Raw genomic sequence first — 15390 nt, forward strand, 5'->3', positions numbered from 1 at the left:
TAAAAAAAGGACTCAATTGAGTCCTTTTTTTAATTCAATTTCTAAATTAAATTAGAAACGGAATTTAGCATTTAAGCCGATAGTTTGTGTGTCGTAGCTAGACTTTTTAACGTCAGCTTTCATGTAAGACGCACCAACTGCAAGAGCAGGAGTGATGAAGTAGTTTACGTTACCACCCCAAGCTTGGCGGAATTCACCAAGGTCATTACCTTTGATGTTTGCTACGCCGTCGTTACCGATGAATGCAGCACCAACGCTTAACTTAGGAGTTAAGTAAAGGTCAGTTTTTAAACCGTATTGGTTTTCTTGACCGAAAGCACCAGCAGCTTCAAAACCGATTGCCATGTTAGTTCCGTCGATTGGACCTACATATTTAGCACGAGCTGTAACAGCATCTTGATCGTTTTGGATTGCAGCAGTTTGGTTAACAGCAGAGTAGATACCGTTGCCCATGATACCGAAGTTATCTAAAGCAAATTGGTTAGCTACGCTTGTATAACCAACAGCCATCAAGAAGTTAGGTAACAACATTGCACCAACTTCTAAAGCATAACGGTCGCCTTGGTCATCACGAGAAATCGCGTTTTTACCGTCAACGTCAGTGTGGTTATAAGTAGCGCTAGCGTATACAGGAAGATAAGGAGTTGGAACGTAAGCCTCACCTTTAACGCCGTATGTACCTACACGGTAGTTTAAACCGTTGTTTTGGTCATATTGTTGATAGCTGTAACCTAAAGACACGCTAGAAGCTTGGTTTAAGAAAGCTGCTTCAGCTAAAGGACCCTTAGCTGTATCAACATTTTTCAAATAGAATGTACCAGCAACGTCACCAGTGTAGTTCTTATCGTTTGCAGTTGTGTCAACATATTCAGATTGACCTTGAACTTCAAATTGATAAGCATGAGCACCGGTCATGGCTAATAATACAGCAGTGGCTAAACCAAGTTTTTTCATAATCATTTCCAGCATTAACAAGAGATAAAGCTGGGGTCATTGTATTGTAACAATTTATGAAGTCAATAATAGATGAAACGTAATGTTAAGGAAATTTGACACTTATGTTAAAAATGTTTAAAAAATAAACAATCAGAGTGTCTTATGTCAACCTGCTAAAAAAATGAACATTAACAAGAAGCTAAACCTTAACATTCATAAGGATTTGCCTTTAAATAGTTTCAAAATAATTACATTTATAATTGGAAAAAATGATTTTATTGATCGGATTTAACGTTCATAAATTTGTCGATTCGTTTAATAAATAGTCGTTCGAATATTATTCTTGTTTCAATTTTCATATATTTTGAGGAATAGTTATCATTATTTTGATAAGTTTATCTAAATAATCTATCTATTTAAAATAATTATATAATTGAATAAGACTAAAAAAAAACATTTTTAAATCAAAAAAACGATTAAAAAATTAATTCTGATCAATTTAATCAACTTTACAAAATTAGAGATAAGTCACACAATTCAATTGCAAAGTTCACTATCTAACATTTTTATAGTTGGTAGTACTTTCCCAGATACGATGTGTTATCACATCAGACTTTACGAGCTCAGCTTTCCCCAAGGTTGAGCTTTTTTTTATCTATAAGAAAACATTAACATTTATTAAAAAAATTACATGAAATTTCTTCTTTTTGGTCTGTATAAAAAAAGAACCCAGCTTAGAGCTGGGTTTCGGATGCTGGGAGAGGCATCCAAGAGGAAAAAGAAGCTAACTATAGAATTGCGAAATTTACTTCAGCTGTAAAATGGAGTTTTGCTATAGCCATCATTTGCTCTTTCGATCAGATTTTCATGAAATACAAACGATGAAGACCTATATTGCGTTATTCAAACTTTGTTGCTGAACTTCTGCTCATTAAAGTGCTAGGATGCGGGTTAATTACTTCATTTTATAGTAGTGATGATGGTAGGGCATTTACGGAGTACCAGCTAGAAATGTCAGGATTACGTTCAGAACATATCAGTAATCGACTATTTTTCTTTATGTTGGTCATTATTCTGTCCTTACTGTTTATGGCTGTGCCTCTTATTGTCAGCAGTTATCAAGAATATTTAAAAACTAAACAAGCGTTGGTTGAAATCAAAAGCTTAAGGTCGATTGCTGAAGTTGCAAATAAGGTATCTAAAGAACGTGCGCCAGCAAATAAATTAATGTCGAGTAACGCTGCCGACTTTTTAAAAAATCAGAAGAAGTTATTAGAGTATCGGCTTACTGTCGATCAGCAAATTAATGAAACTATTCGTATTTTAGAAGAAGAGGGTTATTCCGATTTAGCACGTATTTTAGATACTAAATTTAAAGATGATTTGAAACAGGCGCGGGCTGTAGTCGACTATTATGCCGCAACACCTGAACAGGCAAGAACCTCTGTGCAATTTGATAATGCCATTTTGGGTATGTTTGGTGCTTGGGATAGTTGTCGGGAAATTTTGCAAAAGCTTATGTTGCAGCTAAAAAGTAAAGATAGCCAAATTAATAACTATTTTACTTTGATTGTGGTTTTAACTGACATGCGTGATCAGGCCGGTCGTACCGCATCTAATGTTATTGCGCCAGTGACGTTTAAAGAAACCATACCCAATGATAATCGGGCGCGCTCTTTGCAGACTCAACAACAAGCTCGGTACTTATGGGCACTTGTAGATACGCTACAGTCTGAGCAGGCCAAAACTCCTGAATATCATCGCCTTTATGCAAGAGTTAAAACTGAATTTTTAGATAAAGGTGTGCCTATTGTTGGCCAACTTTTAGAAGAAAGCCAGAAGCATGAGGCTTACCATTTAAATGGAACTGAACTTACAGACCAAATCGTTGATAAATTTACAACAGTTATTGATTTACAAAATTTTCTACTTAATAAAAGTGTCTTGATTGCATCTCAAGAAAACTATTTGGCAAAAAAGAAATTCTTTCTTACTTTGCTTATTTCTAGCATATCGTTAGCAGCTGCTTTACTTACCTTAATTTATGCAAAGAGGCGGGTATTTGAGCCTCTTATTCAGGCCCGTACCTTAATTCTTGATTTGTCTCATAGCAAAGATTATCCAGTAGATGAATTGAACCCTAAAAAAGGTGAGTTCATTTCACTGTTTGAAGCGATTGACCGTTTGCAAAGAATGCTTAAGCAGCGAGATGCGTTTGAATTCCAACTTAAAAATATTGCCAATACAGACCCGTTAACTGGTGTATCCAACCGTTTAGCTTTATCTGAGTATTTAAAAATTGTTGAGAGCTATCCTCAAAAGTTTTCACAAACTTGTTTAATGATTATTGATATAGATCGCTTTAAAGATGTGAATGATCAATATGGTCATATTGTTGGTGACCAAGTGATTAAGCGTATTACCGATCAATTGAAAGCAAATGTACGCGCTTCTGATCTAATTGTGCGTTATGGTGGTGATGAGTTTTTAATTTTATTAGAACAGGTGCCGTTTTTAGATGCGCGTCTATTGGCGGAAAAAATTCGTATTGCGATTGCTTTAGAAGAAATTAATTTATCTGGCTCAAATGAAAAATTACATGTATCAGTCAGTATAGGGTTTGCGATTGGAGCGACCAGCTGGATGGAGTTGTTAGAAAAAGCAGATCGTTCACTCTTAAGAGCTAAAGCTCGGGGACGAAATGTTGTAGAGGGATAAAAAAGCCGGAAATCACTTTCCGGCTTTTTTGTTTTATTGCTTCAACATCGGTTTCAAGAAACGACCCGTATGGGAAATCTTGACCTCAGCGACTTGTTCAGGTGTACCTTCAGCAATAATTTGCCCACCACCTGAGCCACCTTCAGGGCCTAAGTCCACAACCCAGTCCGCTGTTTTAATCACATCAAGGTTATGTTCAATCACCACAATAGTATTACCCTTGTTGCGTAGCTCATGCAAAATATCGAGTAGCTTGGCAATATCGTGGAAGTGCAGACCTGTTGTTGGTTCATCCAAGATATAGAGCGTTTTACCCGTATCACGTTTTGCTAACTCACGTGCGAGTTTTACACGTTGAGCTTCACCACCAGATAAGGTCGTAGCAGCCTGACCTAAACGAATATAGCCTAAACCGACCTGAGTTAAGGTTTCTAAGCGGCGGTGAATGACTGGAATAGCACTAAAGAACTCAGCAGCATCTTCAACCGTCATTTCTAAAACATCAGAAATGTTTTTGCCTTTATAGCCCACTTCAAGTGTTTCACGGTTATAGCGTTTACCATGACAAGCATCGCAAGGTACATACATGTCTGGTAAGAAATGCATCGCGACTTTAATCATGCCGTCGCCTTCACAGGCTTCACAGCGTCCGCCTTTCACGTTAAACGAGAAACGACCAGCGCTATAACCACGGGCTTTCGCCTCTGGGGTTTGAGCAAATAACTCACGAATTGGTGTAAATAGCCCTGTGTACGTTGCAGGGTTAGAACGTGGTGTACGGCCAATTGGGCTTTGGTCAATATCAACGACTTTATCAAGGTGTTGTAGACCATCAATCGAGTCGAACTTTTCAGCTGTTAAGGTTGTTGCACCATTAAGCTGTGTTGCAGCCAGTGGTAGTAACGTACGGTTAATCAGTGTTGATTTACCCGAACCTGAAACCCCAGTCACACAAGTCATAATGCCAAGTGGAATAGTTAAATCGACATTTTTTAAGTTATGGCCTGATGCACCTGAAAGCTTGATGAATTCATCTGGACGTGGCGATTGAGTACGTTTTTTTGGCACCTCAATTTTAAGCTTGCCTGAAAGGTATTGACCTGTAAGAGAGTCGGCATGTTTAGCCAGCTCCTCATAAGTTCCTTCAGCAATGACAACGCCACCATGTACCCCAGCACCCGGGCCGATATCAATAATATGGTCAGCTGCACGGATTGCATCTTCATCGTGTTCAACGACTAATACTGTATTGCCCAAATCACGTAAGCGAATTAGCGTTTGTAATAAACGGTCATTATCACGTTGATGGAGACCAATTGATGGTTCATCAAGGACATACATGACACCCATTAAACCTGCACCAATTTGCGAGGCTAAACGGATACGCTGAGCTTCACCACCCGATAGTGTTTCGGCAGAACGAGCCAGACTTAAATAGTTCAGACCAACACTCACCAAGAAGTGCAGACGCTCACGAATCTCTTTAAAGATTTTATCGGCAATTTCGCCTTTAGCACCTTCAAGATTTAAATCTTGATAATAGCTTTCTGCATCGCCAATCGACATGCGGGTAATGTCTGCAATGGTTTTATCTTTTACACGAACATGCCGTGAAATTTCATTTAGACGTGAACCACCACATGCATCACATGCTGCATTAGATAAATATTGAGCTAAATCATCACGTACATAGTTACTTTCAGTTTCACGGTAGCGACGCTCAAGGTGTGGCAAAATTCCTTCAAAAGGTTGTACGCGTGTATGTTTGCGGCCGCGTTCATCGATATAACTTAAATCGATTTTTTCTTTGCCAGTACCTTGTAGAAATTTCTTTTGCGTGTCTTTATCTAACTGGTTCCAAGGCGTATCAAGTTGAAAACCGAAGTGGTCGGCAACTTTTTGCAGCATTGAATAGTAATAAGGACGTTGACGATCCCAACCACGAATAGCACCTTCGCTAATCGCAAGATCAGGATTTGGAATCAGTTTCTCAGAACTAAAATGGCTACGTGTACCTAAGCCATCACAAACAGGACAGGCACCAAACGGGTTGTTAAATGAAAATAAACGTGGCTCAAGTTCAGCAACTGCGCGATCACACTCAGGACATGAGTGTTTTGCAGAAAAAACGCGATCTGGGTGTTCGCCATTCATCCACGATAAAACTGCTATATCACCACCTAAACGTAGTGCGGTCTCAAATGATTCAGCAATACGGTTGCCTAAGTCATCACGTACTTTGAAGCGGTCAACAACGACTTCAATGGTATGTTTTTTCTTTTTGTCGAGTTCCGGTGGCGTATCAATATCAATAATTTCGCCATCTACACGGGCACGAACAAAACCTTGACCTTGTAGTTGTTCGAACAGGTTGCTGTATTCACCTTTACGCTCACGTACCACTGGGGCAAGCAACATAAGTGCTGTACCTTCCTCAAGCGTTTTTACCGCATCGACCATTTCAGAAACGGTTTGCGCAACCATAGGCAAGTCGTGTTCAGGGCAATAAGGCGTACCGACACGGGCATAAAGCAAACGTAAATAGTCATAAATTTCGGTAATGGTACCGACGGTTGAGCGTGGGTTGTGACTGGTAGATTTTTGCTCAATTGCAATCGCTGGTGATAAACCTTCAATCGAGTCAACTTCAGGTTTTTCCATTTGCGATAAAAACTGACGGGCATAGGCCGAAAGTGATTCGACGTAACGGCGCTGTCCTTCGGCGTACAAGGTATCAAAGGCAAGAGAAGATTTTCCTGAACCTGATAGCCCCGTAATCACCACAAATTTATCGCGTGGAATATCGAGAGACACATTTTTTAAGTTATGGGTACGTGCGCCTCGAATACGGATATGACTTTGGCTCATAAAACATCTCAATTATGTATTGATGAAAATTTAGGTGTTGTTTGATTAGTCACAGGGAGATATGGCTATTTATAAACAACAGACCCTATATGATAACGATTTAAAATTGTTCAAGTGCTACAAAATGATTTAAAGCGACAAATTGTGACGGTTAAACGACAATCGACAAAATTTGTTTAAATAAGCAGATTGTATTTTTAACATTCCTCACTCTACATTTCTACTCTTAGCCTATTTTCACAAGCATCATAATTTTACTAGACGACTGGTCTAATAGTTGTTTATGATGAATGTATGAAACGATTAAACAAAAGCGAAACTACACGACAACACATTCTAGATACCAGCTTTGAGCTAGTACTACGTAAAGGGTTCGTCGGTGTTGGTTTGCAAGAAATCTTAAAGTCTTGTGATGTACCTAAAGGGTCGTTCTATCACTACTTTGCTTCGAAAGAGGCTTTCGGCTGTGCGTTGCTCGAGCAATACATGGCTGACTATAAAGTTCGTATGGAACAACTTTGGCAGCACGGTGAGCAAAGCGCCCATGCCCGTTTAATGGCCTTATGGCAGGCGTGGATTGATGATCCAGTAAATGGTAGCTGGGCTGAAAACTGTCTAATTGTGAAACTGGCAGCCGAGGTTTCGGACTTATCAGAAGATATGCGCCAGATTCTCAATGAAGGCGTACACAAACTAACGCAACGTTTGGCTTTGCTAATTAAAGAAGGTCAACAAGAAGGTTCAATTCCAAAACATATTGAGCCTTTAAAAACTGCGCAAGTCATGTATCAGTTATGGTTAGGTGCTGCTTTACTCACAAAACTGTCGCAAGACAAAGCGCATTTATACCTAGCCTTAGAAACCACCCAACAACTCTTAAAACCGATAGAGGAATAAAGCATGCGAAGTATTATCCATCGTAATTTTGGCGAACCTGTAGACGTTTTAGAGCAGGCGGATATGCCAAAGCCAGAACCGAAAGCAGGCGAAGTGCGTATTAAAACCATTATGTCTCCTATCCATAATCATGATGTATGGACTGTACGTGGAAATTATGGCTATAAGCCAACTTTACCTGCAATTGGTGGCAGTGAGGCAGTTGGTATTGTAGATGCCTTGGGTGAAGGCGTTACTCATGTACAGGTAGGCCAGCGTATTGCTGTGGCAGCTGTGCATGGAAGTTGGGCTGAATACTTTATTGCACCAGCTCAAGGCCTTATTCCTTTAAATAATGAAATTGATGATGAAACAGCAGCACAACTGATTGGTATGCCAATTAGTGCACTCATGCTACTCGACTTTGTAAATGTTCAACCGGGACAATGGCTCATTCAAAACACGGCAAATGGTGCAGTCGGTAAAACGGTTGCAATGATTGCACAGGCACGTGGTTTACCTGTGATTAATCTGGTTCGTCGTACTGATGCAATTGCCGAGATGCAAGCATTAGGCATCCAACATGGGGTTGCGACTGATCAGCCGAATTGGAAAGAGCAAGTTAAACAGATTCATGGTGACCAACCTCTTATTGCTGGTGTGGACTCGATTGGTGGAACAGCAAGTGGCGAAATGCTGAATTTACTGAGTGAAAATAGCCTACTCGTTTCATTTGGTAGTATGACTGGCGAAACCATGCAGATTTCATCGGGCGATTTGATTTTCAAACAAGCGACAGTAAAAGGTTTCTGGGCGAGTGTGGTCAATAAAGAAATGCCTGCAGAACGTAAAAAGGAACTGATCGTTGAGCTGCTAACACTAGCGACTCAGAAAAAATTAATCTTGCCTGTAGAAGGTGTATTTAGTTTTGATGAGATTAAAACTGCTGCTCAAAAAGCAACGCAGGGTGCTCGTCAAGGCAAGGTATTACTAAAGCCGTAAAACATAAAAAAGATCAGTCGAGAGACTGATCTTTTTTCATATCTTTAAAATAAAAAGGAAAAACGTATGATCGGACAAATATTCATTGCGCTTATCGCAATATTACATGTCTATATTTTAGTGTTAGAGATGTTTTTGTGGGACAAACCTTATGGCATGAAAGCCTTTGGAAATAATGCCGAAAAAGCAAAACTCACCAAAGTCATGGCACAGAACCAAGGTCTTTATAATGGCTTTTTAGCAGCAGGTTTATTCTGGTCTTTATTGGCTGATGCGCCATTTGCCACATCAATTGCTAACTTCTTTTTAGGCTGTGTACTGATTGCGGGTATTTATGGTGGGCTGACTGCAAGTAAAAAGATTATTTATATTCAGGCAGTTCCTGCATTGATTGCATTAGCCGCTGTTAATTTTCTTTAAAAAGCGCAAAATACAGCGTTTTGAAATGGAAATGACCAAATAGGATCAGCGCATGTGGGCGTTATTTTTAAAGTGTATGTTGGGGGCTGGGGTTGTCCTTATTATTTCGATTTTATCGAAAAGTAAGGCATTTTATATTGCAGGTTTAGTCCCGCTTTTTCCTACCTTTGCTTTAATTGCTCATGTGATTGTTTTTCAGCAAAAAGGAGCCGAAGCGTTACAAAAAACGGCTCTGTTTGGTCTATGGTCACTTATTCCTTATGCCATTTATTTAGTTGCGGTTTACATGCTGGCAACACGCGTGTCGATGTGGTCGTGTCTGGGCTTGGCAACCTTATGTTGGGTGGTCGCTGCGGCAGGTTTAATTTATGGTTGGCAGTTGTTCCAAAGTTAAATGAAAGACTGACCATTTAACGAAGTAAATGGTCAGAGCCTCATCTTATTTTAGATCTGATCTAAACCTAACCATTGTCTTTGATGGTAGGCACTATCCCAAAATAACCATTCAAGTTTTGCACCCATTGTGTAAGCAGCATGCATTTTCTCTAAAGTATCTGCATCACAACGTGCAGCAACTTTGTCTATAGTGGCAATCACATTACGAACGGCGGTATGAAATTCTTCACCTGCGTAGGTATCGATCCATGCTTGGTAAGGGTTGTTAGGAATTGATTTGCTTACAATATCTTTACCGACTTCGGCATAAATCCAGAAGCAAGGTAACAGTGCAGCAAGTACAACAGGGTAGCTTTCAGACCAAGCCGTTGCTGTTAAAAATGAAGTATAATGATGGCCTGCTAAGGTCAGTGGTGTATTTTGAAATTCTTCTTTGGTGACACCAAAATTTTTCATAAAGTCATCATGCAAACTGCGCTCAACCACAATTGCAATTTTAGCTGCATCTGAAAACTGCATAATATCGTCAGCATCAAAGGCTTTTGCTGCTGCAACAGCCAGTACGCGACCATACGCCACTAAGTATTGAGCATCTTGAATGACATAATGACAAAAAGCTTCTTTATCTAAAGTACCGTTAGCAAGTTCCTGATTAAAAGGCAGGTCGAGAATTTTTTGATATAAATTTAAATTACGTTGCCAGAGTTCTTGAGAAAAAAGCATAAAATCATTCCATTTAAAATAAGATAGCTAACCTCGATTTTAAATCAATTTTAAAATACAAAAATAATAATGATAGATATATCGCAAGAAAATATTTAATACGATTAACAAGTTAATTAAATATTATAAATTTCTTTATTAAACATGAAGATAAAGTAAAGGTAATAACGGCATAAAACAACATCGTTTTGTGGTTAATTATCGATATAATAGCCGCGGTTTTTAATAAAGATTAAATTTAGTTCTTGGTATAGGTCTGATCCATGAAGCATTTCCGATTTTCGATATTTTTTACGGTGGTGTGTTTAGCACTCGCCGCTTACTGGGGTTTTACCCATGGACCTGAAGCTGGCGTGTCGACCATGTTTAAAGCTTTAACTATTACTGCAATTTTAGCTGTAATGGAGGTTTCATTATCTTTTGACAATGCTGTCGTAAATGCATCGGTACTTCGTGGATGGGATCATTTTTGGAAAATGATCTTTTTGACAGTCGGTATTCTCATCGCCGTTTTCGGTATGCGATTGATTTTCCCTGTCTTGATTGTTTCTATGACTGCCGACATGGGCTTTATTGAAGTTGCTAAAATGGCACTCAATGATCCAAAAACCTATTCTGAACGTTTAATGGCTCACCATGCGGAAATTTCTGCATTTGGTGGAACATTTTTATTGTTGGTTTTCTTAAACTTCTTCTTTGATGAAGAGAAAGAAACCCATTGGTTTAGATGGCTTGAAGTTAAATTATCTGACCTAGCCAATGTACCAGCAATGTCGGTTTTTATTGCACTCATCGCATTAATTGTAATGGCGGGCTATGTTGAAGATCATGAGCGTTTAGCTGTGACAATGGCTGGCGTTTGGGGCATTGTGGTTTATATTGGTGTACAAGTTCTTAGTCATTTATTGGGCGGAGAACCTGAAATTGATGAAGATGGTAATGCAGTCATGCAAGACGGTTCGGGCGCTGCTTCTGGTGTGATTAAAGCCGGTTTGGGTGGTTTCTTATACCTTGAAGTGTTAGATGCATCATTCAGTTTCGATGGTGTAATTGGTGCATTTGCCATTACCAGCGACGTTGTCGTGATTATGTTAGGTCTTGCAATTGGTGCAATGTTCGTTCGTTCAATGACGGTTTATCTTGTTGAAAAGGGCACATTAGACGCTTATGTGTTTTTAGAACATGGTGCACATTATGCGATTGGTGCATTGGCTTTCATTATGATTGCAAGTGGTACAGGTTTACATATACCAGAAGTCGTGACAGGCCTCATTGGTGTTGCATTTATTGCATGGGCAGTAATTGCATCTATCCAATATGCAAAACGTGAACAAGAATCGTCTTAAGCTAATTTTCAGTAAAGTTCGATAGAATAAAGAGGCTAAATGCCTCTTTATTTTTTTAAGCCGAAATCGTTATTTTAAATCATCTCTCCCGTATTTTTAGAAACGAATCGGCTTATAATTTGCCTAGTTTGATAACGTGTATTGATATGATGAATGCTTTGGAACGCCGCTCAACTTTTGCTTTAAGTAGTATTTTTGCACTACGCATGTTGGGTCTGTTCATGATTATTCCGGTTTTTTCTGTAGTCGGGCAGTCATATCAATATGCGACTCCAGCACTCATAGGTTTGGCTGTGGGTATATATGGCTTAAGTCAGGCTATTTTACAAATTCCATTTAGCTTACTGGCTGACCGTTTTAGCCGTAAACCACTTGTAGTATTTGGCCTGCTACTCTTTGCTATTGGTGGAGCAATTGCGGGTTTATCAGACACGATTTATGGCGTAATTATTGGTCGTGCTATCGCTGGGGCTGGGGCAGTTTCGGCAGTGGTCATGGCGCTTTTAGCCGATGTGACACGTGAAGAGCAGCGTACTAAAGCCATGGCTGCCATGGGTATGAGTATTGGTCTGTCTTTTGTGGTGGCATTTAGTCTAGGGCCTTGGCTCACCAGTCTTGTTGGTATTTCTGGTTTGTTCTTTGTGACAACCATTATGGGCTTAATTGCGATTTTGATGTTATTGCTGGTGCCTAAAGTGACCCGCCATCATCGTAATTATCAGCAAGGCTATATGGCACAGCTTAAACAAGTCATTCAAATGGGTGATTTAAACCGTTTACACGTGTCAGTTTTCGCATTGCACTTATTACTGACAGCCATGTTTATTTATGTGCCTTCACAGCTTATCGAATTTGCCCATATTCCTTTGGCGAGCCATGGTTTAGTGTATTTGCCACTCTTGGTGATTAGTTTATTTTTTGCATTTCCGAGCATTATCATCGCTGAGAAATACCGCAAAATGCGCGGCATTTTCTTAACCGCAATTACAGGCATTATTGCAGGTTTACTATTACTGATATTTGGTTATCAGTCCAAATATGTCTTGCTCGCAGGCTTAGGTATTTTCTTTATCGCTTTTAATGTGATGGAAGCATTATTACCATCTTGGTTATCAAAGTCTGCTCCAATTCAGTCGAAAGCCACCGCGATGGGGGTAAATGCCAGTAGCCAGTTCTTAGGTGCTTTTTTTGGTGGCACACTAGGTGGTCAATTATTGATGTTACATAATACTGCGATTGGATGGAGTGTCTTAGCAGGGATTGCTATAATATGGCTGCTAATTAGTTTTGGTTTAGCTCAGCCGCGGTATTTGTCATCGATTGTGTTGCCATTGCCGCAAGTGCAACAGGTGAATGAGTGGACCACACAGCTATTGGCAATTCGTGGTATTGAAGAAGTTGTGGTGATGCCTGACCAGCAAGTTGCTTATATTAAAGTCGATAAACAGTCTCTTGATGATGCTGCACGACGTGATTTAACGCAGTTGTTTGGTAAAGAGGTAGCCATTTAAGCATAACTCTTATAAAGTAAAACATAGAAATGAATAGGATGAAGACAGCTAATGCGTGGTGTAAATAAGGTTATTTTGGTTGGTACTTTGGGTCGTGATCCTGAAACAAAAACTTTTCCAAATGGGGGCTCGTTAACCCAGTTTTCAATCGCGACAAGTGAAGTTTGGACCGATAAAACGTCAGGTGAACGTAAAGAACAAACAGAATGGCACCGTATTGTTTTGCATAACCGTTTAGGGGAAATTGCTCAGCAGTTTTTACGTAAAGGTTCTAAGGTTTATATCGAAGGTTCATTACGTACGCGTCAGTGGACAGACCAAAATGGTCAGGAACGTTACACTACAGAAATCCGTGGCGACCAGATGCAAATGTTAGATGCTCGTCAACAAGGTGAACAAGGTTTCGCTGGCGGTAATGATTTTAACCAACCACGTTTTAACGCACCTCAACAAGGTGGCGGTTATCAAAATAACAACCAAGGTGGCGGCTACGGTCAAAACAATGGCGGTGGTTATGGTGGCCAAGGTGGTTTCGGTAATGGTGGCAACAGCCCGCAAGGTGGTGGTTTTGCTCCTAAAGCGCCGCAACAACCAGCGTCTGCACCAGCTGATTTAGACGACGATTTACCGTTCTAATCAAAGTTTCAAAAAAGGCGAGTTTATCTCGCCTTTTTTATTATTCAATTCCTAGCAAACGTAGAAGTGCCGTGCCAACAGCGGCCAAACAAATCACCAATAAAAGCGGAACTTTTTTCCAAACCAAGAACAGTGCTAGTGCCACCCCAAATATACGCGCGAAACCTGCGAAATGTTGGCCTTCAAAAAATGTTGTGGACACCGCAATGGCACAGAGCAAAACGGTTGCGCCGTTTGAGAGTAAAACTTGGTATTTTTCAGAAAACGAAAACTTGGCACCTAAGTGGAAACCAGCAAAACGAATACCATACGTTCCAAGTGCAAGTAGAGCTATACCTAAAATAATAAGTAACTGTTGACTCATTTCTTTCTACCCCATATTAAGCCAAAAAGCGAAATCAGAATTGGAAGCCCTGGGGCTAAAAAAGGTGTAGTCATCAGTGCTAAAGTTGATCCGGCAAATGCAGCTTTTCGAGTCGATTTATTCTTTAAAGCATTAAAAGTAAGAGCAATTAAAATGGCAGGAAAAATGGCATCTAAACCAAATGTTTTTGGGTCTGGAATAGCACTCCCAATAAAATAGCCAGCCGTGACACCCAGTGGCCAAGTCAGCATAATGCCTATACCACACAACCAATAAGCAGCTTTTTTTGTCTCGAAGTCAGGTTGTGCCATGCCAAACAAAACGCTTTCATCGTTCATGATGTGAGACCCAAAATACTGAGAGAATTTGCCTCGGATCAGTTCATTGACCGCAATGCCAAAAGGTAGATGTCTTAAATTGACGAGTAGTCCTGCAATTGCAGCCGCAATTGGACTACCACCTACCGCCAAGAATCCAATAAAAATAAATTCAGCAGTTCCTGCGAGCACAAATACGGACAGGCAAAGTGGAATCCAGAGTGCTAAGCCATAACTTGCAGCGAGTGAACCTAAAGACATACCAACCACGCTGGTTGCTAGACACACAAAGAAAATCGAGCGAGTAGTGTCTTTACTAAGTTTTTTAATCAGAGAGTATGTAGACATAGCATGATATAACGAACGATTTTCCATTATAATGAATAAGTCTGATTGTTTTGTCAAAACGAACGATCGTTTTTTTTATAGAACGGGTGTGGTGAATGTCTCAGCCAATTGAAATTATTGCCAAAGGTTTAACGCGTGAACGCCAAAGAGCAGGGCTTTCATTGGCAGAGGTTGCACGCCGTGCAGGTGTTGCCAAATCTACACTTTCTCAATTAGAGGCAGGGCAAGGTAACCCTAGCATTGAAACTTTATGGGCACTTTGTGTTGCACTCAATATTCCATTTGCACGTCTGATGGAAGAACCGAGCAATCAAGTGCAAGTCATTCGCTGTGGCGATGGGCCAACGGTGAGTTCGGAGATTGCCAATTACAAAGCAATTTTGTTGGCGACCTGTCCACCCCATGCGCGTCGAGATGTGTATTTATTGATTGTTGAACCGGGTGAAGATCGACTTTCAGAACCACATCCGGTCGGTTCTGTAGAACATATTATCGTGGTTGAAGGTAAAGCTTTGGTGGGTTTAATTGATGAAGCGGTTGAGCTTGGCGTCGGAGATTATATTTGTTATCCAGCTGATCAAAAACATATATTTAGAGCCTTGGAAACAGGCACAAAAGCGTTATTAATTTCTGAACAAAACTAAAGTATTTCAAACTGCTTAAAATAAAAACTAAAAGCTATTTAGCCTCACTTAATACAAAAAGGGCCAATTTTGCGTATAAATTTTGCAATTGGCTCTCTCTTTTATTACAAAAATGGCTCTCGTTTCTTGAGAGCCGAAACGACAAATTAAAGCCATTGGAAGTATGCATACGGAAGCGCCGGATAAGCTCAGTGAATTTTCTGTTTTAGGAGTTGAGCAGAACGGCTAAATTTTTAGGGGATATTTTTTGGCTTCGGAGGATTTCCGAGACTAGCCGATATCCTC

The 15390-nt window shown here is 40.0% G+C and carries 14 protein-coding genes; 9 read left to right on the top strand and 5 right to left on the bottom strand.

From position 1 onward, the window contains the following. Positions 1-51 precede the first annotated feature (51 nt). Entirely contained in the window at positions 52-954 is a 903-nt protein-coding gene (omp33-36, locus tag F984_RS19275) for a porin Omp33-36 (RefSeq protein ID WP_002054064.1), read from the bottom strand. Between the two features lie 993 nt (positions 955-1947). On the opposite strand from omp33-36, the gene F984_RS19280 reads away from it, so the two are divergent. Then, positions 1948-3654, top strand: a complete 1707-nt coding sequence (locus F984_RS19280; RefSeq protein ID WP_004711523.1) for a GGDEF domain-containing protein — start codon at positions 1948-1950, stop codon at positions 3652-3654. Between the two features lie 33 nt (positions 3655-3687). Here the strand turns inward: F984_RS19280 and uvrA are convergent, their stop codons facing one another. Continuing rightward, positions 3688-6522 carry an excinuclease ABC subunit UvrA gene (gene uvrA / locus F984_RS19285; protein ID WP_004711524.1) on the bottom strand — a complete coding sequence of 945 codons (2835 nt, stop codon included), beginning with the start codon at positions 6520-6522 and terminating at the stop codon, positions 3688-3690. Between the two features lie 294 nt (positions 6523-6816). Here uvrA and F984_RS19290 point away from each other — a divergent pair, with 294 nt between their 5' ends. The 4 genes from F984_RS19290 (at position 6817) to F984_RS19305 (ending at position 9214) form a co-directional block, all read left to right on the top strand. Then, positions 6817-7419: a TetR/AcrR family transcriptional regulator gene (locus F984_RS19290; protein WP_004711527.1), complete on the top strand. Its 603-nt coding sequence runs from the start codon at positions 6817-6819 to the stop codon at positions 7417-7419. A 3-nt stretch (positions 7420-7422) separates the two neighbouring features. Continuing rightward, positions 7423-8400, top strand: a complete 978-nt coding sequence (locus F984_RS19295) for a zinc-binding dehydrogenase (protein WP_004711528.1) — start codon at positions 7423-7425, stop codon at positions 8398-8400. Between the two features lie 66 nt (positions 8401-8466). Beyond that, on the top strand, positions 8467-8820 hold the full coding sequence (locus tag F984_RS19300; protein ID WP_000580161.1) for a DUF1304 domain-containing protein: 354 nt from the start codon (positions 8467-8469) through the stop codon (positions 8818-8820). Positions 8821-8872: 52 nt separating this feature from the next. Next, entirely contained in the window at positions 8873-9214 is a 342-nt protein-coding gene (locus tag F984_RS19305; RefSeq protein ID WP_002053924.1) for a GlpM family protein, read from the top strand. Positions 9215-9264: 50 nt separating this feature from the next. On the opposite strand, the gene tenA is transcribed toward F984_RS19305, so the two are convergent. Continuing rightward, positions 9265-9939 carry a thiaminase II gene (gene tenA / locus F984_RS19310; RefSeq protein ID WP_004711529.1) on the bottom strand — a complete coding sequence of 225 codons (675 nt, stop codon included), beginning with the start codon at positions 9937-9939 and terminating at the stop codon, positions 9265-9267. Between the two features lie 263 nt (positions 9940-10202). Between tenA and F984_RS19315 the strand changes: the two genes are divergently transcribed. The 3 genes from F984_RS19315 (at position 10203) to ssb (ending at position 13432) form a co-directional block, all read left to right on the top strand. Further along, entirely contained in the window at positions 10203-11285 is a 1083-nt protein-coding gene (locus tag F984_RS19315; protein WP_002054048.1) for a DUF475 domain-containing protein, read from the top strand. Between the two features lie 146 nt (positions 11286-11431). Then, positions 11432-12796, top strand: a complete 1365-nt coding sequence (locus tag F984_RS19320) for an MFS transporter (RefSeq protein WP_004711530.1) — start codon at positions 11432-11434, stop codon at positions 12794-12796. 51 nt (positions 12797-12847) lie between these two features. After that, positions 12848-13432, top strand: a complete 585-nt coding sequence (gene ssb / locus F984_RS19325) for a single-stranded DNA-binding protein (RefSeq protein ID WP_002053972.1) — start codon at positions 12848-12850, stop codon at positions 13430-13432. 40 nt (positions 13433-13472) lie between these two features. Here ssb and F984_RS19330 read toward each other — a convergent pair whose 3' ends face one another. Together F984_RS19330 and F984_RS19335 are read right to left on the bottom strand one after the other, a co-directional pair. Next, a complete protein-coding gene (locus F984_RS19330) occupies positions 13473-13796 on the bottom strand; it encodes an AzlD domain-containing protein (protein ID WP_004711531.1) in 324 nt (107 codons plus the stop codon). Beyond that, positions 13793-14488 carry an AzlC family ABC transporter permease gene (locus F984_RS19335; protein WP_004711532.1) on the bottom strand — a complete coding sequence of 232 codons (696 nt, stop codon included), beginning with the start codon at positions 14486-14488 and terminating at the stop codon, positions 13793-13795. The genes F984_RS19330 and F984_RS19335 overlap by 4 nt, the downstream gene beginning before the upstream one ends. Positions 14489-14556: 68 nt before the next feature. Between F984_RS19335 and F984_RS19340 the strand changes: the two genes are divergently transcribed. Beyond that, positions 14557-15105: a helix-turn-helix domain-containing protein gene (locus F984_RS19340; protein ID WP_002117406.1), complete on the top strand. Its 549-nt coding sequence runs from the start codon at positions 14557-14559 to the stop codon at positions 15103-15105. Positions 15106-15390: the final 285 nt, after the last annotated feature.

The organism is Acinetobacter nosocomialis NIPH 2119 (genome assembly GCF_000368085.1).
Classification (GTDB): Bacteria; Pseudomonadota; Gammaproteobacteria; order Pseudomonadales; family Moraxellaceae; genus Acinetobacter; species Acinetobacter nosocomialis.